Here is a 22,266-nt window from a genome sequence, read left to right on the forward strand (position 1 = left end):
TACTCCAACTAAAATACTATAATAGAACTCATATTCCGAAGCGGTTTTCACCCAAGCTATGATCAACGAACATAGGCTAGCCAAATTAGACAGAATTATTCCACACGTCATTTAGATAAAAATTTTTCAAAGCCACTTACGTCACAACATAGCCAAGGCACAATATCGGCTTTGAGTCATTGAAATAAAAAACAGCGATCTTTCTCAACCAACAAATAGCATCATTTTATTCTACAGTAAAAATTCATGCCTTCCGCCAAGATGCGACATACTGAGCGTCACATTATTATATCGTTCAAAACAATAGCATTTAGCAAGGAAGTATCTCATACAGCTATCGTCGACTATAAAACAGCTCCACTATTGAGATATAAAAACAATACCCAAAAGTAAATTTGGAGCCAAAATAGAGTACAGATATATTACAGTGGCTAACAAACTCGAAAATCAGCGCCATCACATTTGCACCTGAATATAGAAAAGTTGCTTCTGTTACATTGCTGCAGCTGTAGACAAACCATAAAAATAGCTTAGTAACCATTTTAGAATGGTCCAGTTCGGCCAAATGATCAATGAATGTAAATTATCAATACCCAAACAATTACAAGCCATCAAATCAAATTAGAGAGAGCAAATTACGAAAAAACTTTCTAGACTCTATTACAAAATAACCTGAGATCTTCCCAAATCCATCATCGTCAAAGAAACGTATACTCTGAAAAAACCTCAGGTAGATATAACTACAGCTTAAATGCTGAACCATTCTTCACATTACATACATGAACATATACTTAGAGGTGTCTTTAAAAAAATAGGAATCGTTTGATGCGCACCAGGAAGCACCTTTCGCAAAATTATGGTTTGTTGGCGCAAATGAAGATTACATCGGATAGGCAGACAACACCCTTTGCGGAAACAGGCTATTTTTCAGAGGACTTTTAGATTAGAACAAAAGATACGATTTTCAATCCCCCTACCTGCTTTACCCCTCTTTATAACTAATCAGCTGCCTTCATGGTGAAAGCACACAACATAACAGCCAGGAAATCTGATAAATTCAAAAAAAACACCAACCCAAAAAATAGATCGTCTTCCCAGGTAGGAACGAAAAATACAATGTTGCGCAAAACGTTTCTTGATACAGCCTTTATTTGATGACTGAGTTAAGTACCCGTGAAGCGAATAGAGTGGGATTAAAATTAATAGAACAGAATACACAGAACGGGCTTTGACAACACTTTCAAAGATTACCCATAGATCAATATTAAACTCAAAAAAATAGAGAGTTTAAAAACTCTCTATTTAGAAACAATAGATAAAAAGCTGATTATTTTAAGCAGCCAAGTACTTTGCTCTCAATTTCTTTGACATCACCAACACCCTCAATATAACAATATTTAGGCGCATTCTCCGTATCAGCCTCAGCCCAGGATTTATAATAGGAAACTAACGGCTTTGTCTGTTCATGATACACAGAGAGTCTTTTCTTCACAGTTTCCTCTGTATCATCGGGGCGCTGTATAAGTGATTCCCCCGTTTCATCGTCTTTTCCTTCCACTTTTGGGGGATTGTGTGAAATATGATAAACCCGTCCTGAAGGCTCATGGATACGACGACCACTCAAACGTTCAACAATGACATTGTCAGGAACATCAATTTCAACCACGTAATCAATAGATACACCATTCTCTTTCAGGGCATCTGCCTGCGGAATAGTTCTTGGAAAACCATCAAACAAAAAACCATTTTGACAGTCTTGTTCCTGAATTCGCTCTTTTATCAGGTCGATAATGATGTCATCCGATACCAGTCCTCCACTGGTGATTATTTCCTTCACCTTCAAACCAGTTTCAGATTCTGCCTTTACAGCCGCCCTCAACATATCTCCGGTTGAGATCTGAGGAATATTAAATGTCTGGCAAATAGCTTGTGCCTGTGTGCCCTTACCTGCGCCAGGCGCACCCAATAGAATCACTCTCATGAGGAGATTTCTCCTTAGCATTAATTAAAAAAAACAGTGGAAAAGGTATCCAGACGGTATCCGTTAGATATTTAGAAAATATTCTATATTCTTAATTATTTTAAAGGTTTATAGGTAAAGATACCTTCCAATCGGACCATTAACAAGGCTACAAAGGTCGAAAACCGTCAGAACCTTTATTATTGGGGCTTAAAAACAAAAGGAGATGTGAGGAACTCACATCTCCTTTTGAAGATCATTGGCAAGCACTAAATTCCAATAACTACTTACTGCTCGGGCATTGAAAACAGCCTTTCAAATGACGGCGGGGAATTACTTTCTTTATCATACCCTATTCTCATCTCCCACAAACCTCTCAGTTTGGACTCGGAGATCTCGGTAACCTTCTCAGATACAATAGTGGGACGGATGAAGACCAGTAAGTTTGTCTTCGTAACAGAACTCGACTTGGAGCGAAACAGAACTCCCAGCCCTGGAATATCACCTAGAAACGGGATTTTCTGAGCCGATATATTAGTGTCTTCCTGAATCAAACCACCTAATACAATAGTTTGTTGGTCCTGCACGATAACAGACGTTGTAATCTGTCGTTTATTGGTTTGTTTATCTGTAGTGCCGCTCGACGAATTGTCTATAACCGATTCCGTCTGCTGGTCTATTTCCATTCTTACATTACCATCATTCTGAACATGCGGAGTTACAGTCAATGATGTACCCACATCTTCACGGGTAATAGTTTTGTAGGGAGTTGAATTGGATGTGGTTTGCACAGTTGATTCAAATGGAACCGTCTGGCCAACAAGAATATAGGCCTCACTGTTATCCAGAGTCATAACACTCGGTGTCGAGAGTAGATTCGCCTTGGAATCCGTCTGAATAGCTTTCAGAATAGCTCCCAGATTTAAATCCGGAGTGTAAGCTGCAACATTTAAACCATTACTAAGTGTTGGCAGTCCGGTACTCGCGACATTCGCCGCAATACTTGAGATTGTCGAATCACCATCACCAAACTGGCTAGCCACAAACGGTGTACCGTTCTCAAGCTCCTGATAGTCACTAACTAACTGAATACCAAGCTCAAATGCATTGCTACTGGATACCTCAACGATTGCTGCCTCAATTAACACCTGGGCCCTGGGCACATCAAGTTCATTGATGATTCCCTCCAATTCAGCGAGTACAAAAGGCTCTGCACGTATCACCAAAGCATTCAAATCTTCATTAGCAAGAATAGCAGTTTCCGTAATTGGCTGAGCAGAGTCCGGAGAACCTTTCTGTGACTGTTCAACCGAACCAGAAAAGCCTGTCAACAGTTCAGCCATAGAGGTAGCGTTAGCATTATTCAAGAATATAACTTTCGAGCTGGCACTCTGCGTGGTGGGCTTATCCAAACTCTTAATCAGTTTCTTAATTCGATCACGATAAGCGGCTTCCCCTTTCAGAATAATAGAGTTGCTACGCTCATCTGCCACTACCCTTATTCTGCCAGAAACGGCACGCTTATCATTTGCCGCTGCCACTTCCTCTGGTACCAGGCTCTCTAACAGCCCAACAATATTTCCGACCCATGCTTCTTCCAGAGGAACAACCTCAATCTCTTCACTATTTAGAATATCAAGAGACTGAATAATAGTTTCTATTCGTTCGATGTTGTACGCAGTATCGCTGATAATGATCGCGTTAGCTGAGCTGACAGCCGCCAAATGACCATACTTGGCAACCATAGGACGTAAAATAGGTACAAGCTCAGTGGCTAGCCGGTTTTGGACAAAAATCACTCTTGTTACAATCTTTTGCCCCTTGGCAAGATCTTTCAGGTCAACATCTAGCCCAATGGACTTAACATCAGCCTGTTTCACAATTTTGACAATGCCATCCTGCTGAACAGCTGAATATCCATGAATATCCAGAATGGAAAGAAATACTTCATATATTCCTTTTTTCCCAAGCTTCTCATTGGATATAACAGTAATTCTGCCTTTGACTGTAGGATCAACAACGAAGGTTTTACCAGTTATTTCTGCCACTTGCTCGACAAACGTACGAATGTCAGCATCTTTCAAATTGATGGTCCAGGAATCTTCCGCAACCACATATGCAGACATGAACCATAACAGCAATATAAGTAGTTTTTTCTTTAACACTGAATATCCCTCATCCTTCTACTAAAAGGAGATCCTCATTAAAATCTTGGAATTGAATGATAAATGGTAAACCTTCGGCTACCACGTTGAATCTCGATTTTTACATCGCCACCAGCAATCACCTGGTCAACCATCGATTGGTCCTGGCTAATATTACCGACAGGATTGTCATTTACAGCAACTACAACATCACCAGCTCTCAATCCAAGAGCCATCAGTTGCCTGGCTCTCCTGGTTACCCGGTAACCATCATTAGTCACCTCAAGCCCCATTCGATTTACCAGTCCCTGTGGGTCATTCATGGCCTCATCCCTAATAGATGACACCATATGTTCTACCGCTTGTTCCATTGGAGACGAGTTATTATTTTCAAATTGATCAACAATATCATTGTTCATCCTGCCAGCACTGACAAATGTCTGATCACTCGGACGATCTTCAAACCGTAACGTTTCATGCTGGCGATTCCTTTCAAGTATGACTCGGTCCTCAAAAACCTGAACCAACTTCGCTTGCCCGAAAATGTCATCATTAACATGAAAATATTCACCATCAGCTTTTTTCTTGGCAATCACTGCCGTTCCAAGCATCGGATCCTCGGTAGCAAATACACCCTGAAGCTCTAGACTTAAACGCGTGTCAGGCGCATCTTCTATGACGGCAGTTTCCAACGGTGCCTCTTCCTTAGCTTCACCGAATAGGTGGGCGCTGGGTAAACGACTACCAACTTCATTAACGGTATTTGAAGCCCTCATAGAACCTTCTGTTTTTAATACAGGAACAAGCACCTCTGGCGGAGGTGAAATAAACGCCCATGTTGCCAGCGCACCCCATCTAGCCACTAATACTACAACCACCATTATCAACCAGGGCATCAATTTCGATGAAATGGTTAACACCAGTTTAGAAGACACCATGCACTAAAATACCTTTTGTTTAGAGCTGAATATGACATCCTGATTGCCGGTCGGCCATGCCTCCTTGGCAACCTCCACTATATGCTTGTGTATATTCACGATCATCCAGCCATCAGCCTGTAGTTCACCTGAAACAATAGGCTTAGCCTCTTTATCCCGAATTGAGAATGTCGTTTTATCAGCTACTGGTGTTGCAATTATGTCCATAGCAGGAATATCACGTGTATGCATATCCCGGCCAACTGGATATCGTACATCACCACCAGTCCAGTTCGCTTTTGCATCGATGTCAGACACAACACCAGTGTAAGTTCCCTGGAATGAAACCGTTTCCACCCAAAGGCGCCCGGACACACTCAACTTATATCCACTCAAATAAGGATTTACTAACTTATCTTCCAGATAACCATGCAAATCGCGCACTTTAAACCCGGAGAATTCGGCAGAAAAGTGACCACTTACATCAGCAACGGGATTGGTAATTGTTATATCACCTGCAACGCTGGCCATTAGCAGACTTGCCGGATTTATGTGCCATTTAACCGTCGCCATTTCTCGGTTGAAAGAGATATTGCCACTACCTTGCCACAAAGTCCCATTTAAATTACTTATCTTTATATTCCGGACCTGCAAGTGAGGAGAAACCTGTTCCCATATAAAAATCACAGGTGTATTAACCAGCGCAAACAGCAGGTATAAAACAAAAAACAGGGGAATCCATATCCGGGCTTTCAACATTTAGTAATAATCTTTTGTAGACAATAGTTCAAGATAATCAACAAGATACCACATTTATTTAAAAACAAGTGTATTTCCTCGCAATGGTTTACCAAAATAAGATTCACTTCGCACTGCTAGAAAACTTATTACACTACCCACATAAAAAAAGCCCGCAGACATGCGGGCTTTTTGGGTTAACTGAGCCAGTGGATTACATCATTCCACCCATTCCGCCCATTCCGCCCATACCACCCATTCCGCCCATATCAGCACCGGCGGCTGGTTGCTCTTCAGGTAAGTCAGTAACCATCGCTTCAGTGGTAATCATCAGACCAGCCACAGAAGATGCAGCTTGCAAAGCAGTACGGGTTACTTTGGCTGGGTCAATAATACCCATTTCAACCATATCACCATACTCTCCGCTACCGGCATTGTAACCAAAGTTACCTGAACCGTCTTTCACTTTAGACAGAACAACAGCGGCTTCTTCACCTGCATTGTCAACAATTTGACGTAAAGGAGCTTCCATCGCACGCAGAGCCAGATTAATACCAACATTCTGGTCTTCATTATCGCCAACCAACTCTGACACCATAGAAGTTGCACGAACAAGTGCCACACCGCCACCAGGAACAACACCTTCTTCAACCGCTGCACGGGTAGCATGCAATGCATCATCAACGCGAGCTTTCTTCTCTTTCATTTCAACTTCAGTGGCTGCGCCGACTTTAATAACAGCTACACCACCAGCCAGTTTAGCAACACGCTCCTGAAGCTTTTCTTTATCGTAGTCTGAAGTAGACTGTTCGATTTCTGCACGAATCTGTTCTACACGTGCTTTGATATCGGCTTCAGATCCCGCTCCATCAACCACTGTAGTATTTTCTTTGGTCAGAGCAATGCGTTTTGCTGACCCCAGGTGCTCAAGAGTAGTACTTTCGAGACTCAGACCGACTTCTTCAGAAATTACGGTACCACCAGTCAGGATAGCCAGATCTTGCAGCATAGCCTTACGACGATCACCAAATCCAGGAGCCTTTGCAGCAGCAACTTTAACAATACCGCGCATATTGTTCACGACCAAAGTCGCCAAGGCCTCACCCTCAACATCTTCAGCAATGATCATCAACGGACGACTTGCTTTAGCCACACCTTCCAACACAGGGATCAGATCGCGAATATTGGAAATTTTCTTATCAACCAAAAGGATGTAAGGGTTTTCCAGCTCTGCAGTCATGGACTCCTGATTAGTAATGAAATATGGAGACAGGTAACCGCGGTCAAACTGCATACCTTCCACAACGTCCAGCTCATCAGCGAAACCACTGCCTTCTTCAACAGTAATGACACCTTCCTGACCAACCCTTTCCATCGCTTTGGCAATCAAATCACCAATTGTCGCATCAGAATTGGCAGAAATAGTGCCAACCTGAGCAATCGCTTTGGAATCAGTACATGGCACAGAAATTTTCTTTAATTCTTCAACAACTGCCGCAGATGCTTTGTCGATACCTCTTTTGAGGTCCATCGGGTTCATGCCTGCTGCTACTGCTTTAAGACCTTCAGTTACAAAAGCCTGAGCAAGAACGGTTGCCGTAGTCGTACCATCACCGGCTTCATCATTGGCTTTGGATGCAACTTCTTTAACCATCTGCGCACCCATGTTTTCGAACTTGTCTTTCAGCTCGATCTCTTTCGCAACAGAAACACCGTCTTTAGTTACCGCTGGAGCACCAAACGACTTGTCCAGGACAACGTTACGGCCTTTAGGTCCCAAGGTCACTTTAACTGCATCTGCCAGCAGGTTTACACCTGTTAACATTTTTGCACGAGCAGAATTACCGAACTTAACGTCTTTAGCTGCCATTATTTTTTTCCTTTCAAAGAATTCAATTAACCAATTAACTTTACACTAGGAGCAGAGCTTTACTTTTCCAACACACCAAAAATGTCGGACTCGCTCATCATTAGAAGCTCTTCGCCGTCAATTTTTACAACCTGCCCGGCATACTGGCCAAATACCACTGTGTCACCCACTTTTACATCCAGAGGTCTCACCTCTCCATTTTCCAGTATGCGACCATTACCCACTGCAAGAACTTCCCCCTGCTGTGGTTTTTCCTTGGCGGACCCTGGTAGTACAATGCCGCCAGCTGTAGTGGTTTCTTCTTCCATACGGCGTACCACAACGCGATCATGCAAAGGACGGATATTCATTGACCGTTTCTCCTGTCAAATATGATTTGTAATAAAGTTATTTAAGAGACTCTCTACAGAGAGTCATGTTGATTTTGACTTCCCCGAAGTTGGGGATCAGGTTCAGGATTTCAATAGCTAAAAGATTTATTTTTATTCTTTTTTTTCCAGATCGGTGTACTCACCTTCGATAATACTCCCTCTCTGACTGGAGTGGTTGCCATTGCCGGCAGGACCTCTGAAATAAGTCTTACGGGCAATAGCCTTGCCAATAGTCGTTTTCGCCAGATGAGCCCTCAACGGAGGGATCAAAAGCATGAACCCCATAAAGTCAGAGATAAAGCCTGGCGTAAACAACAAAACTGCTGCGACGAACAACAACAATGCCTCCACCAACTCAAGTGCTGGAACCTTTCCTTCCTGCGACAACACCTGAGCACGCTGCAATACAGCAAAACCCTGTCTGAAAATAATTGCTATGCCTATTATCGCCGTCAAAAACACCAGTAGCACGGTATTAATTGCTCCAATAAGTGCCCCTACTTTAATCAAAACAGTTAATTCAATGATAAAAGCAAGCAACAAAACAAATATTAACGGCATTCATATCACTCTATACGAAAAGGATAACCTACTATATTGTCATGGTTCTGGCATATTCAACCGTGTAACAAAAACCAGATTAACGGCTAATCCCGAAAATTATTAAACTGAAGAGGTAACTCAAGCTCAGACTCCCTCAGTAAAGACATAACCTGCTGCAAATCGTCTCGTTTCTTTCCAGTCACCCTGACTTGATCCCCCTGAATGGCTGCCTGCACCTTTATCTTGGAATCCTTAATCAACTTAACGATTTTCTTACCAAGCTCTTTATCTATTCCTTGCTTAATGGTAGCAACAAGCCGTATACGCTGCCCTGACACTGCAGGATCTGCCCAGTCCAGGCATTTCATCTCAATTCCTCGTTTAATGAATGCCTGCTCTATAATTTCCTTCATCTGTCGGATCTGGATGTCGGCTTCACTAATCAGAATTACTTGTCCATCTTGTAATTCAAACTCAGCTTCCACCCCCTTAAAGTCAAAACGGGTCTCTACAACTCTTCTGGCCTGGTCTACAGCATTGGTCAATTCATGTTTATCTACTTCAGAAACGACATCAAAAGATGGCATTATTAGCTCCTTTATATGCGAACAAATACTGATAACTCATAGAATAATGGGGTACAATGTGGCAATTTCCCGGGCCAGTCAAGGAAGGCTCTTTTGAAAAAGTCAGATATATCGATTGTTATCGTCGACGATGCCAAGTTCAGTAGCGCATTGATCAAGAAAGTGCTGTTATCTGCAAGTTACACGGATATTCGTGTGACCTCCTCGGCTTTTGAAGCGATTGAGGCACTAAAAGCCCGCCCAGCCCATATTCTGATGGCTGACTGGATTATGCCAGAAATTGACGGCCTTAAACTGACCAGAGCCGTCCGCAAACTGAACCAGGAGCAAGGATTCTTCACCTACGTTATGCTTTTGACTGCGAAGGACTCGAACGATGCCATAGAGGAAGCATTCAACAAAGGCGTTGACGATTTCATCAGCAAAACCGACATAAAACAACAACTATTGCCCAGAACCCTCGCTGCTACCCGCTCTTCAGTACAACAGAATAACGCGATCATACGCCACAAAGCCCTTGAAAATCAGGTTCTACAGCTGCGCAAAAACACTTTGTGGGATACCGAAAGCGGAATTGGAACACCTGCTTTGTTATTGAGCCAGGTATCCAAAGGTTCCAAACAGATCGCCCAGCGCGGTGGAGCAATAGGACTGTTAACGGTAAGAGTGGAAAATGCGCATGATATTCAGACAACACATGGCCACCACATATATAGGGAATTGCAAAAGATTGTTGCGGAACGCCTTCGTCAATTCGTCCGACCCATGGATCTAACAGCCAGAGTCAATGGAAATACTCTGGCAGTATTGTTAATGCTGCAAGATGGAGAGACCTGCAACCCCCACTCCTTCAAGCGCGTTTATGAGGGTATGGAAAAACGCAGTTACCTTACTTCAGCAGGATATCTGACGATTGATCTCAGTGTGTCATTTATTCAGGTTAACCATAACCACCCTATTCAGGACCCGAAAGAACTGATTCAGAAAGGCATTAATTTATTGGCCAAATCGAAAGAATCTAAACGGGTTGAAAGCTGGTTTGACAGCAAAGGGTCACACGGATCGACAGAAATTACTATTGTGCAATAAATAACGTTAATCCGTCTTCTCCCTTGCCCATCTGTCGGACTCACTTCCAGATTGCGCCAATCCTGGCGTTTCTACACAATACCCTGATATCCAGTCAATTTGGTGCATATTTTGGTATTTCACATATTAGGAGCAGGAGCCATTGGCACATTATTAGCCACTCTGCTCGCAGACGATAATCATCAAACCATTCTGATCGACCGGACTCATAAGCGGAAGTTCAATGTCACAAGGAATGGACATGACACCGTGACGCATTATCATTTTCAGGGCTTAGACGAAAACAAACCGGCTTCGCACTTACTGCTTTGTACCAAAGCTCAACATATCATCACGGCCACCCGCTCAATCGAACATCTGATTAATAGCGATACCCTAATCATTGATTTGGCCAATGGAATGGGCCACCAACAGGAATTATCTACAATCTACCCCTACAACCGAGTTCTCTATGGTTCAATCAGTCATGGCGCCTATTGGACTAACGGACAGCTGATATATGCAGGACAAGGCGAAATTCACGTCGGCTCACCTAATGGCAGACAGCCCGAATCTATTCCCGCCCTGCCAGAGTGTTTTTCCTGGTCAGAAAACATCATCGTGAAACTATGGCTGAAACTGGCGGTAAACTGCGCGATAAATCCTCTGACGGTGATAAACAATTGCAAAAATGGCGAACTACTCAATTATTCCGATACACTAACTATCATGGAATCAATTTGTTCTGAAGTTGAACAAATCGCACGTAGACAAGGCATATCCTTGCCTGACACACGTCAGGTAGTTCATCAGGTGCTGAAAAACACTGCCAACAACAGCTCCTCGACACGACAGGACTACCTGAATGGTAAAAGTCTGGAGCTTGAATATATCAATGGCTACATTGTCTCTGAGGGAGCACGACTTGGAGTGGCGACGCCTGCCAATCGCCAGATGCTGACAGCGGTGTCAAAACTGATACAACAATAAAGAACGCTTATGTTTATAAAACAATGGTATTCAGGACTGCCTATTCGCAGAAAAATACTGTTTTTGGCATTTTCGATAATGACCATGCTCAGTCTTCTTGCACTGATCACTTTGATCAGCATTACCTATAACCTCTCAAGCGACCTAATTACCTCAGAATCACTCTCCTCAGTCGCACACCTGCTGAATACCGACCCATATCTCACCAGGATTCTGGACTCAAAAGAACAGGCAACATCCGCACTTGCCTGGATTGATGAATTTCCATTGATCAGTGCTGCAGCCATCTATCGTGATGGCGTGTTATATGCCCAATACCCGGCCGGGTACGCCTTTTCCGGCACTGACATCCACGCGATTGAGTCAATTTTCCATATTGACCAGCAGTTGTCATTCTCAATACTTAACAGTCAGGAACATATATTTGAACTGGCTCTGGTGGGCCAGGACCGCCTATTGAAGGATATTTTTCTGACCGGACTGGCGACGTTTTGCCTGGTTCAACTTGTCGCTATCGTCCTAACATTTATTGGCACCACTGTTGTTCAAAGAAGCATTACCAACCCCATCGCCCACTTAATGAAGATTTCACATATCGTATATTCCAAGGAAGACTTTCACGTTCGGGCCCAAAAAATAAACAACGATGAAATTGGTGCATTGGTGGATGCATTCAATGGCATGCTCAGCCGTATCGAGGTCCGGGACCTGCAACTGCATGAAGAAAAAGAAAAAGCTGAACTCAGTGAACTGAATGCACAAAAGCTGGCCACCGAAACCAAAGAAGCCAATCGCAAGCTGGAGTTTGAAGTACATGTCAGAAGCAAAATCGAACGAAAACTCACCGAATTTCAAACATATCTGAACTCCATTATTAACTCCATGCCCTCTGCATTGATTGCAATGGATGACCATTTTTTTGTCGCCCTGTGGAATACAGAAGCAACCAACCTTAGTGGCACATCCCTGGAAACAGCGCTGGGTGATAGCCTGGAGCAGGCTTTCCCATTGCTGGCAAATTATATGGACGATATCAGCCATGCCTTGATCGAGAGGGAGACACGAGTAATCGAAAAAGTCAGCTTCAAACACCACAGTGGCAAGCAGTTACTACTGAACCTGACGATTTACCCACTGATACAATCTGATACCAGCGGATCTGTGATTCGAATAGACGATGTCACCGAAAAAATGCAGCTCCAGGAAGTGATTGTGCAAACGGAAAAAATGATGTCTGTAGGCGGACTGGCCGCAGGCATGGCGCACGAAATCAACAACCCACTAAGTGCTATCATCCAGGGTGCCCAAAATATTAGGAGACGATTGGATCCCTTGATGGAAAAAAACCGTGAAGTTGCCGAGCAATTGTCGGTCGATATCGTAGCCATGCGACAATATTTGGAACAACGAAATATCCTTACCTTTATCGATAACATCTATGATGCTGGAGACAGGGCCGCCCACATCGTCACCAATATGTTGCAGTTCAGTCGCAAGTCCGGGCGCGACCTAAGCCCTCAAGATGTCTACGCCATCGTAACCGAAGCTCTGGAGATTGCCAGCAGTGACTTTGATCTCAAACAAGGCTTTGAATCACAACAAATTTCCATTCTGAATACCTGTGAAGCAAATCGACATATCATCTCTTGTGCCAAACAGGAAATTGAGCAAGTGATTATTAATCTTTTGAAGAATGCAGCCCAAACCATTAAGGAAAAATACGACACTCATCCGGACAATTATCAGGGCCAGATATCTATTGGTTGTCATGACGATGGTAACTGCTGTGTCATCGAAATTCAGGATAATGGCCTGGGGATGGAGGAAGATACGCGCAAACGAATTTTTGAACCATTTTTTACCACCAAAGACATTGGCGTAGGAACCGGTCTTGGACTATCAGTCTCTTATTTTATTATCACCTCTCATCATCACGGCACCATGGAGGCAAAATCAACTCTCGGTGCCGGCACAACATTCGTTCTCAAACTACCAATGGCATATCAATAACAACATACTGCTTTGCAGGCCAATAGTCGCAGCACTCCATGTAGGATTGCATGTGATCCTCTCGGGTAAAAATCACTTTCGCCAATGGTGCGGGATCATGGTCTTTCCGGCCGGATAAAGGTTGACGTTGAATGAGGCTCAGCACCCGGCGGGCGATTGCCTCTCCAGAATCGACACAAATAATACCTTCGCCCAAAATCTGCTGAATCTCTTCACGCAGCAAAGGGAAATGAGTACAAGCCAGCACCATACGATCCATTTCCGGAAAATTGCTGAACGGTGACAGAATGTCAGAAATTTCGGCAAGGTCGACCGTTTCCGCACGCAACTTTTTTTCAGCAATCTCCACCAATCTGGAGCTGCCGACCATGCGCAACTCACAATGAGGGGCAAAATCATGGATCAATTTTTGAGTATAGGGCCTGGCAATTGTAGCGGGCGTGGCCAACAATCCTATTTTACCTGTCTGCGACTGTTCAGCTGCCGGTTTGATAGCCGGAACCACCCCAACGACGGGGACATCAAAATGAGCTCTAAGCATACCAAGAGCCGCAGTACTAGCGGTATTACAAGCTACAACAATTATATCGGCATGGCAGTACAACTGTAATTGCGTCATAACCTGTTGAATACGTGACACCAGAAAACTTTCTTCCCGGATGCCATAAGGAAACGCTGCATTATCCGCCGCAAAGAAAACATCCACTCCTGAGACCAGTTTTTTTATCTCTGCAAAGATAGATAAACCACCAACACCGGAATCAAATACTAAAACTCTGACGGGTACACTCATATATATAGATACTTAAATAAAACTGGCCGGATTATAACAGCTCTGCGTTATTGTCGAAGCCACTCACAGATAAAACGGTAACGGCTTGGTCTGACGATCTGTACCTGGGCCCGGAATTTTTCATGGAATGAACAGTTTCCAGAATCAAATTAAGAAAACAATTTTTCCTCTGGGGCCAAATTCCAGTAACCCGACAATTCGGAATGACTCTTCGTGACTGACCTCAATCACATTTACCATCGATACCTTTCCCGCCTCTTAACTGGTGAGCCCGATAACGATTTTATATGCATAAGAACCAGACGAAAACACCACTGCGGAGCCCTCTGTCGCCATTACCCTTCGACCTCAATATCGAACACTTCAGAGGGTATTTCATATATCAGGTAATGCAGATTGGTTTCAGCATTCAAAGCAATAAACACCATCCTCTCACACAGATTATCAGCAGGCGCAGTAAAATAATGGCTATCTTTTTTGATTCTATTATAGTCAGCAATATGGCACTGTTTTCGTGCTAGCAAACACGAGTCTCAGCCTGCAAATTTTGGTAGCTGATAGCATTTTTTAGTTTAGAAACTTATCAACACGCCGATAACAACAGTATTCGTCACTGAAGGAAGTTACTATGAATCAAGTTATACTCGGTAAGCGATTGTTGTCCGATACTGAAATCATCTGGTACTGCCGCGGCCCAGAAAATGTCAGTCAGTTATCGCTATCAGAATTGCAAAAAATAGCGACAGACGCCGCCTTGCTCAGCTCTCTGATCATGATCAGACTGTGCAAACAGGACACTCACCCATATCCTTTTAAAAACCTTAACCGGCATTAACCTGGTTAAATTTCATACACCTTAGTTTTTCTAATGGGATGCCATAGAATAATTCGAATCAGCCCAGATTCACATACGCAAAGGAATCGATTAACCTGCCCCGCCCAATGATTGATTCAAATCCTAAGCGAGGCCAGAACTAATGTCATTGACTCTGAAACGTACGCCTTTGTACTCATCCCACATCGACAGTCAGGCCAAAATGGTCGATTTCGGTGGCTGGGAAATGCCCATTCATTACGGTTCGCAAGTGAAAGAACACGAAGCCGTACGGGTTGGTGCAGGTATGTTCGATGTCTCACACATGACGGTTGTAGACGTTGAAGGCAAAGACAGCAAGGCATTCCTGCAAAAACTGCTGGCCAATGACGTCGATAAACTGAAAATCGAGGGAAAAGCGCTCTATTCCGGAATGTTGAATCCGCAAGGAGGGGTCATCGATGATCTTATCTGTTACCTCACCGATTACGGCTACCGACTGGTGGTCAATTGTGCTACCCGCGAGAAAGATCTGAACTGGATCAATCAGCAAGCCGCCGACTATTCCGTGACCATTACTGAACGCTCTCAACTGGCAATGATTGCCATACAAGGCCCCCAAGCCATTGAAAAATGCTGTTCAATTGCCCCTGAAATAGCTGACACCATAAAATCTCTCGCCATTTTTCAAGGGAAATTCTGCCAAGACTGGTACATTTCCAGAACCGGTTATACCGGTGAAGACGGCCTGGAAATCATGTTACCCGATACACAAGCAGCAGAATTCTGGTCAAAACTTAAAAATGCTGAAGTCCGCCCCTGCGGCCTGGGCGCACGTGATACCCTTAGGTTGGAAGCTGGCATGAATCTCTATGGCAATGACATGGATGAATCCGTTTCCCCGCTAGAAAGTGGCATGGGATGGACCATCGCCTGGGAACCTGCCGAGCGTGATTTCATTGGCCGAAGCGCATTGGAACAGCAACGACAGACGGGTGTATCTTATAAACTGACTGGACTGGTGCTGGAAGAGAGAGGCATTATGCGCCCTCATCAAACCATTCACTTTAGTCATACCGAGGTAACCGGTGAAATTACATCCGGGTCATTTTCTCCCACTCTGGGCATTTCCATCGCCTTTGCCCGGATACCTGTTGATGCTGCCGGAACATGCCATGTTGACATCCGTGGCAAACGCCTTAAGGCCCGCATCATCAAACCGCCGTTTGTAAGAGCAGGCAAAAAAGTATTTGAGTAGCCAGATCGAATCAATATCATAGGCTCTGCCTGTAAACTCAACAGCACTTATTCGGGATTTCAGTCGGCCACCGACTGAAATCCAAATAGCAACGCAACTAGGATTACTAAAGATGAGCAACATTCCCGGTGATTTGAAATATACCTCGTCTCACGAATGGGTCCGTGAAGAATCAGAGAATATCATTACGATTGGGATCACAGACTTTGCCCAGGAACAACTGGGGGATGTCGTTTTCGTCGATCTGCCTGAAGAAGGCACCGAGGTGACCGCCGGAGACTCCATCGCTGTGGTTGAATCTGTGAAAGCAGCTTCTGATATCTATGCACCTGCAACCGGAACTGTTATCAATATCAACGATACCCTGGTTGATTCACCTGAACTGGTAAATGAAGATCCGTATGAAAACGGCTGGTTCTTCAAAATACAGCTGGCTGAAGGCGAAGCTGCCGAAGACCTGATGGATGCTGAATCTTATCAGGATCAGTGCTCAGACTGATCTTCAACCCGGGGATGCCGGCCCAAACCGGCCCCCGGAACCCAATCTATAATTCCGCCTGCCCACCACAGGCCAGTCTCCTAATATATTCGTCCTTTCAGGTGTCCCATGACCACAGGCTCAAAAACGTTAACGCAACTGCAAAATCATGATGAATTTCTGTATCGCCATATCGGCTCTAAAAAAGCAGATATCGAGGCGATGCTGACGACTTCAGGTGCTGATTCCCTGGAAGACCTGGTCCACCAGATCGTACCGGATTCAATCAGCCTTAAAGAGGAACTGGCTTTGGCTGATGGTGTTCCGGAGAGTGTCGCTCTGGATGAATTACATACCATGGCCCGGCAGAACATCATCTGTAAAAACTACATTGGTATGGGATATCACGACACTAAGGTTCCCCATGTCATTCTTAGAAATGTACTGGAGAATCCAGGCTGGTACACCGCTTATACCCCCTATCAGCCGGAAATTGCCCAGGGTCGCCTGGAAGCTCTGCTCAACTTCCAGCAGATGATCATCGACCTGACCGGTATGGAGCTGGCCAACGCTTCCCTACTCGACGAAGCCACCGCTGCAGCAGAAGCCATGGCAATGGCCAAGCGTTCCGTTCGGAAAAACAAGAGCCAGTTGTTCTTTGTGGATGAAAATGTGCTACCACAGACGCTGGACGTGGTGAAAACACGAGCAGAATTCTTCGGCTTTGATATTGTCTGTGGCCCACTGGCAGAATTACACCAGCACGATGTATTTGGTGCATTGTTTCAATATCCAGGACTGAATGGCGAAGTTCCGGATCTGAGCCCCTATATCCAACAACTGCATGAGCGTGATGCAATTGCGATCGTCGCGGCAGATCTACTGTCTCTGACACTACTCAAATCACCCGGGGAAATGGGGGCGGATATTGTCTTGGGTAATGCCCAGCGCTTTGGCGTGCCAATGGGATTTGGCGGCCCCCATGCCGCCTTTTTTGCCACGTTGGACAAATACAAGCGCTCAATCCCAGGTAGAATTATCGGTGTTTCCATCGACAGTCGTGGCAATCGTGCACTCCGGATGGCATTACAGACACGGGAACAGCATATCCGTCGCGAAAAAGCCAACTCCAACATATGTACCGCACAGGTTTTGCTCGCCAACATGGCTGTCTTTTACGGCATTTATCACGGACCGGATGGTCTAAAAGACATTGCCACCCGAATCCACCGCCTGACAACCTTGCTGGCAGCCAAATTACAGACTTCGGGCCTAACTGTTCTAAACCAGTCCAGTTTTGATACCCTGACAATTCAAATAGACGCTACGTTCGAAGCAATTGTAGAGCGTGCCAAGGCTGCTCAAATCAATTTCCGTATTGATCCGTCGAAACAACAAATTGGTATTTCTCTGCACGAAAAAACCACTGCAGAAGATGTAAAAGAAATCGTCACCGTTCTCACCAATGACTCAAACGACTGGGATATTTACCAGTCAGATCAGTCTGTTGCGGCAAATTTGATACCTGAGGCAATGGTACGAACATCCTCATTCATGACCCATCCCGTATTCAACAGCCATCATTCTGAAACAGAAATGATGCGCTACCTGAGGTTGCTGGAAGGCAAAGATCTGGCTCTCAACCAGGCCATGATCAGCCTTGGCTCCTGTACCATGAAACTGAACGCCGCAGCAGAAATGATGCCCGTTAGCTGGCCCGAATTTGCCGATATTCATCCGTTCGCCCCGCCAGAACAAACGCAAGGCTATTTAGCCATGATTACCAGCCTGGAAGATATGCTCAAGGCCATTACCGGTTTTGATGCCGTTAGCATACAGCCTAATTCAGGTGCTCAGGGTGAATACACTGGGCTGCTGGCCATTCAGAAATATCACCAGAGCCGAGGAGATTCCCATCGAAACATCTGCCTGATACCAAGCTCTGCCCACGGTACCAATCCAGCTTCTGCACAAATGGCCGGTCTCAAAGTGGTCGTGGTTAAATGCGATGAGAATGGAAACGTCGACCGCGCAGACCTGGAACAAAAAGTGGATCAACTCAAAGACCAAATCAGCTGCCTGATGATGACTTATCCATCAACACATGGAGTTTATGAGGACGGCGTCAAAGAAATTTGCGAACTGATCCATTCTGTCGGCGCCCAGGTTTATATGGATGGTGCCAACCTCAATGCTCAAGTGGGTCTGACCCGACCAGCAGATATCGGTGCTGATGTTTCCCACATGAACCTGCACAAAACCTTTGCCATTCCACATGGCGGTGGCGGTCCGGGTATGGGGCCGATTGGAGTACGTGCTCATCTGGCCACTTTTTTGCCAGGTCACAGTATCAATCCGGTTCATAACATTGAGACCCATAACGGAGCAGTTTCAGCAGCACCTTATGGCAGCGCCAGTATTCTGCCAATCAGTTGGATGTATATCAAAATGCTGGGGAAACAGGGATTAAAAGTCTCCACTCAAATGGCATTGCTAAATGCCAACTACCTCAAAGACAGACTGAAAGAACACTACCCTATTCTTTACACCGGTCGCAATGATCGGGTTGCCCACGAATGTATCGTTGATCTGCGACCATTGAAGAGCAAAACCGGTATTACTGAAGTAGACATCGCAAAACGGTTGATGGACTATGGTTTTCACGCCCCGACAATGAGCTTTCCCGTCGCCGGAACCTTCATGATTGAACCGACAGAAAGTGAATCTAAGAAGGAAATTGACCGCTTTGCCGATGCCATGATTGCAATAAAGAAAGAGATCAATCAGGTGAAGAACGGAGTTTGGACCCTGGTAGATAATCCGCTGGTCAACGCACCACACAGCCAAGCAGACTTGATGGATCAAAACTGGTCCCATAGCTATAGCCGAGAGCAGGCTGCCTTTCCAAGTGCGCACAGCAAGGCCTTCAAATTTTGGCCAAGTGTAAACCGTATCGACGATGTCTATGGCGATAGAAATCTGATCTGTACCTGTCCACCCGTTTCTGACTATGAGGAAGCCTGATGAGCACACAACTGATTCTGACAGTCATGGCTGATGACCAACCCGGAATTGTCAAAAAACTTTCCGAATGCGTTGCCATGCATGACGGAAACTGGCTTGAAAGCAGGATGACGAGAATGGCCGGCAAATTTGCAGGCATCATTCGTATTGAATGTCATGATGACAAACTGAAATCACTGCACACTCAACTGGATAAGCTGATCAGTACCGGAATCAGAGTCATCATCGACTACAGTGATATTGCCGAAACCTCTCCCAGCGAACACTTTCGTTTTAAAGTGACAGCCAATGATCGCACGGGAATTGTTAAAGAGGTATCCAATGTACTGGCCGGTCTTGGTGTGAATATGGAAGACCTTGAGACCTTAGTCGAAAGTGCTCCAATGTTTTCCGGCCCGGTTTTCGCCGCGGAAATTGTTTCCACCCTCCCAGAATCGATGGAAATACAAACCGTTATAGACGCTCTGGAACAGTTATCTGACGACCTGATTGTTGACATTCTGGAGTAATTCCGTACAAAAAAGCCAGACAAATGTCTGGCTTTTTTCTCATTTAAGCCTCTGCTAATTTTTTGCTAAAAGCTGCTCCAACTCAATAGGCAGACCCGTTCCAAAACGCTATACTGAAGTTCGGTACCGCCTGAATATAAATCCCATAACTCCAGGCGCGTTAAGGCTATGCTGACGGAACAAAGGATGAGGGCATGTGTGGCATTTTTGGAGTCTTCGGAAATCGGTTTGACCAATCTCATAAACGTGAAATTGCTCTCAGAGCAGTCGCCCAACTCGACCATCGAGGCCCGGATGCGTGGGGTATTTATAACGCTCCGTTAGTCACTTTAGGACATACCCGATTGTCCATTGTCGACGTTACTTACGGCCACCAGCCCATGACAACCGACCGCACTGTTATTTCTTATAATGGGGAAATCTATAACCATATAGAATTACGTGAAGAATTACAGAGCCAAGGTGTTCAATTCAATACACGTTGCGACACTGAAGTCATTTTACGGCTGTATGAACACAAGGGTACGGCCGCCTTCGCGCAACTGAACGGCCAATTCAGTATTATTCTTTGGGATAAACAACAGCAGAAGCTCGTAGTCGCACGTGACCGCCTGGGCATTCGCCCCCTGTATGTCCTGTCATGGCAGGATACATTATTTATCAGTTCAGAAATGAAAGCATTTGATGGAATAGACGGCTTTACCAGACAGTTATCTCCATCACAATTATTTGAACATGCATTATTATGGAACACACTTTCCAGCGGTACGATATACGAATCCATTCGCAGTGTGGAATCAGGGACATTTGAAGAATACTTTCCTGATGGCCGGCAACATATTCAGCGCTACTACCAGATTGGCGAACAATGGCAGAGTCAGTTTCGTCACACAGATTTCGACAATGCCAAACAGGACTTTCAGGAATTGCTGGCCGATTCAGTCAGGCTCCGACTGCGTAGTGATGTACCCGTAGGAGCCTATCTCAGTGGCGGTATTGACTCGACAGTCATTGCTCACATCGTTCAACAGCAGACCGGACATGAATTCAGCACCTTCTCCGTCGCATTTGCTGATGATGAACTTGATGAATCCTACTATCAGCAACTGGCCAGCCGGGAAATCGGTTCCAGTCATAAAGCCATACAGGTTACCCGCGCCGACATAGATGCCAATCTGGCAAAAACGATACAACATACAGAAAGGCCGATTTTCAGAACGGCACCAGTTCCTTTGCACCTGCTTTCCAAAACTGTGCAGCAAAACAACATCAAAGTAGTGCTGACCGGCGAAGGCGCCGATGAAATTCTATTTGGCTACGATACTTTCAAAGAATTAAAAATACTCGACCAATGGCGTCGCACAGGCGATTCCGGACAGGCCGCTCAACATATCAAAGAACTGTATCCTCACTTGGCTCATTATGCCGACCCCAAACAGTTCGGTCTGATGAAAATGTATTACGAAGGCTTCTTGACCGAATACGATAATGAGCTCGTTGGCCTTAACATTCGATTGAACAATAACAAAATCATCGCCAACTATTTTAATAAAGACTGGCAGTTGAGTTTCGACAAAGAAACGCTGTTGGAAAAACTAAAAAGCACCTTACCGGCTGACTACGATAACTGGAGTTTGTTGCAGAAGAACTCATTCCTGGAAATCAAAACGTTGCTACAAGGCTATTTGTTGTCATCTCAGGGTGACCGCATGGCCATGAGTCATAGTATTGAAGGTCGTTTCCCTTTTCTGGACCATCGCGTTGTTGAGATGGCGTTTGCTTTACCTGACGAATTCAAATTGAACGGTTTTGATCAGAAACATCTGCTTAAGGAATGCTACAAACATAATATTCCAGAAGAAATCACCCGTCGTCCGAAAAGACCGTATATGGCACCGGACCTCATTGCATTTTTTGACTCGAATGGTCATCTGACCGAAATGGCTGAGTCGTTGCTATCGCCTCAAACCGTTTCAGAATATGGTCTGTTCGATCCGACCATGGTCAGTCGCTTCCTGCGGAAATTCAGTAAGGGTGTTCCAGAAAATACTGGATACCGTGACAATATGATTTTTATTTTCATGCTGACATCGCAGTTATGTCAGTACTGGATCAAGCACACAGAAACCGTATATCCGGATTATCAAAAATGCACGGTCGATATTACGGATGATGGTAACGCCCTTCGCTAA

General features: G+C 44.8%; 18 protein-coding genes. 9 read left to right on the top strand and 9 right to left on the bottom strand.

What is annotated here, in order from left to right; all coding sequences use genetic code 11:
- Positions 1-1,327 precede the first annotated feature (1,327 nt).
- From adk to ACQY6I_RS13395, 8 genes are all read right to left on the bottom strand, one after another.
- Complete coding sequence (gene adk / locus ACQY6I_RS13360) at positions 1,328-1,981, bottom strand: adenylate kinase (RefSeq protein ID WP_428241991.1); 654 nt, start codon at positions 1,979-1,981, stop codon at positions 1,328-1,330.
- A gap of 266 nt (positions 1,982-2,247) precedes the next feature.
- Complete coding sequence (gspD, locus tag ACQY6I_RS13365) at positions 2,248-4,125, bottom strand: type II secretion system secretin GspD (RefSeq protein ID WP_428241992.1); 1,878 nt, start codon at positions 4,123-4,125, stop codon at positions 2,248-2,250.
- A gap of 38 nt (positions 4,126-4,163) precedes the next feature.
- The gene (locus tag ACQY6I_RS13370) at positions 4,164-5,042 is read right to left on the bottom strand and encodes a type II secretion system protein N (RefSeq protein WP_428241993.1); all 879 of its coding nucleotides are present in this window, start codon (positions 5,040-5,042) and stop codon (positions 4,164-4,166) included.
- Positions 5,043-5,045: 3 nt separating this feature from the next.
- Positions 5,046-5,780, bottom strand: a complete 735-nt coding sequence (gene gspN, locus ACQY6I_RS13375) for a type II secretion system protein N (protein WP_428241994.1) — start codon at positions 5,778-5,780, stop codon at positions 5,046-5,048.
- A 193-nt stretch (positions 5,781-5,973) separates the two neighbouring features.
- The gene (gene groL / locus ACQY6I_RS13380; protein ID WP_428241995.1) at positions 5,974-7,629 is read right to left on the bottom strand and encodes a chaperonin GroEL; all 1,656 of its coding nucleotides are present in this window, start codon (positions 7,627-7,629) and stop codon (positions 5,974-5,976) included.
- 59 nt (positions 7,630-7,688) lie between these two features.
- The gene (gene groES / locus ACQY6I_RS13385) at positions 7,689-7,979 is read right to left on the bottom strand and encodes a co-chaperone GroES (RefSeq protein ID WP_044618524.1); all 291 of its coding nucleotides are present in this window, start codon (positions 7,977-7,979) and stop codon (positions 7,689-7,691) included.
- A 132-nt stretch (positions 7,980-8,111) separates the two neighbouring features.
- Positions 8,112-8,561, bottom strand: coding sequence for an FxsA family protein (locus tag ACQY6I_RS13390; protein ID WP_428241996.1), 450 nt, complete (start codon positions 8,559-8,561; stop codon positions 8,112-8,114).
- An 86-nt stretch (positions 8,562-8,647) separates the two neighbouring features.
- Entirely contained in the window at positions 8,648-9,130 is a 483-nt protein-coding gene (locus ACQY6I_RS13395; protein WP_428241997.1) for a YajQ family cyclic di-GMP-binding protein, read from the bottom strand.
- A 93-nt stretch (positions 9,131-9,223) separates the two neighbouring features.
- Between ACQY6I_RS13395 and ACQY6I_RS13400 the strand changes: the two genes are divergently transcribed.
- The 3 genes from ACQY6I_RS13400 to ACQY6I_RS13410 all read left to right on the top strand — a co-directional run bounded on the left by ACQY6I_RS13400 (position 9,224) and on the right by ACQY6I_RS13410 (position 13,198).
- Positions 9,224-10,219, top strand: a complete 996-nt coding sequence (locus ACQY6I_RS13400) for a response regulator (protein ID WP_428241998.1) — start codon at positions 9,224-9,226, stop codon at positions 10,217-10,219.
- 111 nt (positions 10,220-10,330) lie between these two features.
- On the top strand, positions 10,331-11,188 hold the full coding sequence (locus ACQY6I_RS13405) for a ketopantoate reductase family protein (RefSeq protein ID WP_428241999.1): 858 nt from the start codon (positions 10,331-10,333) through the stop codon (positions 11,186-11,188).
- A gap of 9 nt (positions 11,189-11,197) precedes the next feature.
- Entirely contained in the window at positions 11,198-13,198 is a 2,001-nt protein-coding gene (locus tag ACQY6I_RS13410) for a sensor histidine kinase (protein WP_428242000.1), read from the top strand.
- On the opposite strand, the gene murI is transcribed toward ACQY6I_RS13410, so the two are convergent.
- Positions 13,173-13,991, bottom strand: coding sequence for a glutamate racemase (gene murI / locus ACQY6I_RS13415; RefSeq protein WP_428242001.1), 819 nt, complete (start codon positions 13,989-13,991; stop codon positions 13,173-13,175). The genes ACQY6I_RS13410 and murI overlap by 26 nt on opposite strands.
- A 628-nt stretch (positions 13,992-14,619) precedes the next feature.
- Between murI and ACQY6I_RS13420 the strand changes: the two genes are divergently transcribed.
- From ACQY6I_RS13420 to asnB, 6 genes are all read left to right on the top strand, one after another.
- Positions 14,620-14,826 carry a hypothetical protein gene (locus tag ACQY6I_RS13420; RefSeq protein ID WP_428242002.1) on the top strand — a complete coding sequence of 69 codons (207 nt, stop codon included), beginning with the start codon at positions 14,620-14,622 and terminating at the stop codon, positions 14,824-14,826.
- A 142-nt stretch (positions 14,827-14,968) separates the two neighbouring features.
- A complete protein-coding gene (gene gcvT, locus ACQY6I_RS13425) occupies positions 14,969-16,063 on the top strand; it encodes a glycine cleavage system aminomethyltransferase GcvT (RefSeq protein WP_428242003.1) in 1,095 nt (364 codons plus the stop codon).
- A gap of 112 nt (positions 16,064-16,175) precedes the next feature.
- Positions 16,176-16,562, top strand: coding sequence for a glycine cleavage system protein GcvH (gene gcvH / locus ACQY6I_RS13430; RefSeq protein WP_428242004.1), 387 nt, complete (start codon positions 16,176-16,178; stop codon positions 16,560-16,562).
- A 108-nt stretch (positions 16,563-16,670) separates the two neighbouring features.
- Positions 16,671-19,565 carry an aminomethyl-transferring glycine dehydrogenase gene (gcvP, locus tag ACQY6I_RS13435; protein WP_428242005.1) on the top strand — a complete coding sequence of 965 codons (2,895 nt, stop codon included), beginning with the start codon at positions 16,671-16,673 and terminating at the stop codon, positions 19,563-19,565.
- The gene (locus tag ACQY6I_RS13440; protein ID WP_428242006.1) at positions 19,565-20,074 is read left to right on the top strand and encodes a glycine cleavage system protein R; all 510 of its coding nucleotides are present in this window, start codon (positions 19,565-19,567) and stop codon (positions 20,072-20,074) included. Before gcvP ends, ACQY6I_RS13440 begins: the two co-directional genes overlap by 1 nt.
- 194 nt (positions 20,075-20,268) lie before the next feature.
- Positions 20,269-22,266 (top strand): asparagine synthase (glutamine-hydrolyzing), encoded by a 1,998-nt coding sequence (asnB, locus tag ACQY6I_RS13445; protein ID WP_428242007.1) that lies wholly within the window; start codon positions 20,269-20,271, stop codon positions 22,264-22,266.

Source organism: Gynuella sp. (assembly GCF_050297175.1).
GTDB lineage: Bacteria > Pseudomonadota > Gammaproteobacteria > Pseudomonadales > Natronospirillaceae > Gynuella.

Excerpts from the sequence above, each read along its gene's own strand:
- adk (WP_428241991.1), bottom strand. The coding sequence starts at position 1,981 with ATGAGAGTGATTCTATTGGGTGCGCCTGGCGCAGGTAAGGGCACACAG.
- ACQY6I_RS13370 (WP_428241993.1), bottom strand. The coding sequence starts at position 5,042 with ATGGTGTCTTCTAAACTGGTGTTAACCATTTCATCGAAATTGATGCCC.
- gspN (WP_428241994.1), bottom strand. The coding sequence starts at position 5,780 with ATGTTGAAAGCCCGGATATGGATTCCCCTGTTTTTTGTTTTATACCTG.
- groL (WP_428241995.1), bottom strand. The coding sequence starts at position 7,629 with ATGGCAGCTAAAGACGTTAAGTTCGGTAATTCTGCTCGTGCAAAAATG.
- groES (WP_044618524.1), bottom strand. The coding sequence starts at position 7,979 with ATGAATATCCGTCCTTTGCATGATCGCGTTGTGGTACGCCGTATGGAA.
- ACQY6I_RS13390 (WP_428241996.1), bottom strand. The coding sequence starts at position 8,561 with ATGCCGTTAATATTTGTTTTGTTGCTTGCTTTTATCATTGAATTAACT.
- ACQY6I_RS13395 (WP_428241997.1), bottom strand. The coding sequence starts at position 9,130 with ATGCCATCTTTTGATGTCGTTTCTGAAGTAGATAAACATGAATTGACC.
- ACQY6I_RS13410 (WP_428242000.1), top strand. The coding sequence starts at position 11,198 with ATGTTTATAAAACAATGGTATTCAGGACTGCCTATTCGCAGAAAAATA.
- murI (WP_428242001.1), bottom strand. The coding sequence starts at position 13,991 with ATGAGTGTACCCGTCAGAGTTTTAGTATTTGATTCCGGTGTTGGTGGT.
- ACQY6I_RS13420 (WP_428242002.1), top strand. The coding sequence starts at position 14,620 with ATGAATCAAGTTATACTCGGTAAGCGATTGTTGTCCGATACTGAAATC.
- gcvT (WP_428242003.1), top strand. The coding sequence starts at position 14,969 with ATGTCATTGACTCTGAAACGTACGCCTTTGTACTCATCCCACATCGAC.
- gcvH (WP_428242004.1), top strand. The coding sequence starts at position 16,176 with ATGAGCAACATTCCCGGTGATTTGAAATATACCTCGTCTCACGAATGG.
- gcvP (WP_428242005.1), top strand. The coding sequence starts at position 16,671 with ATGACCACAGGCTCAAAAACGTTAACGCAACTGCAAAATCATGATGAA.
- ACQY6I_RS13440 (WP_428242006.1), top strand. The coding sequence starts at position 19,565 with ATGAGCACACAACTGATTCTGACAGTCATGGCTGATGACCAACCCGGA.
- asnB (WP_428242007.1), top strand. The coding sequence starts at position 20,269 with ATGTGTGGCATTTTTGGAGTCTTCGGAAATCGGTTTGACCAATCTCAT.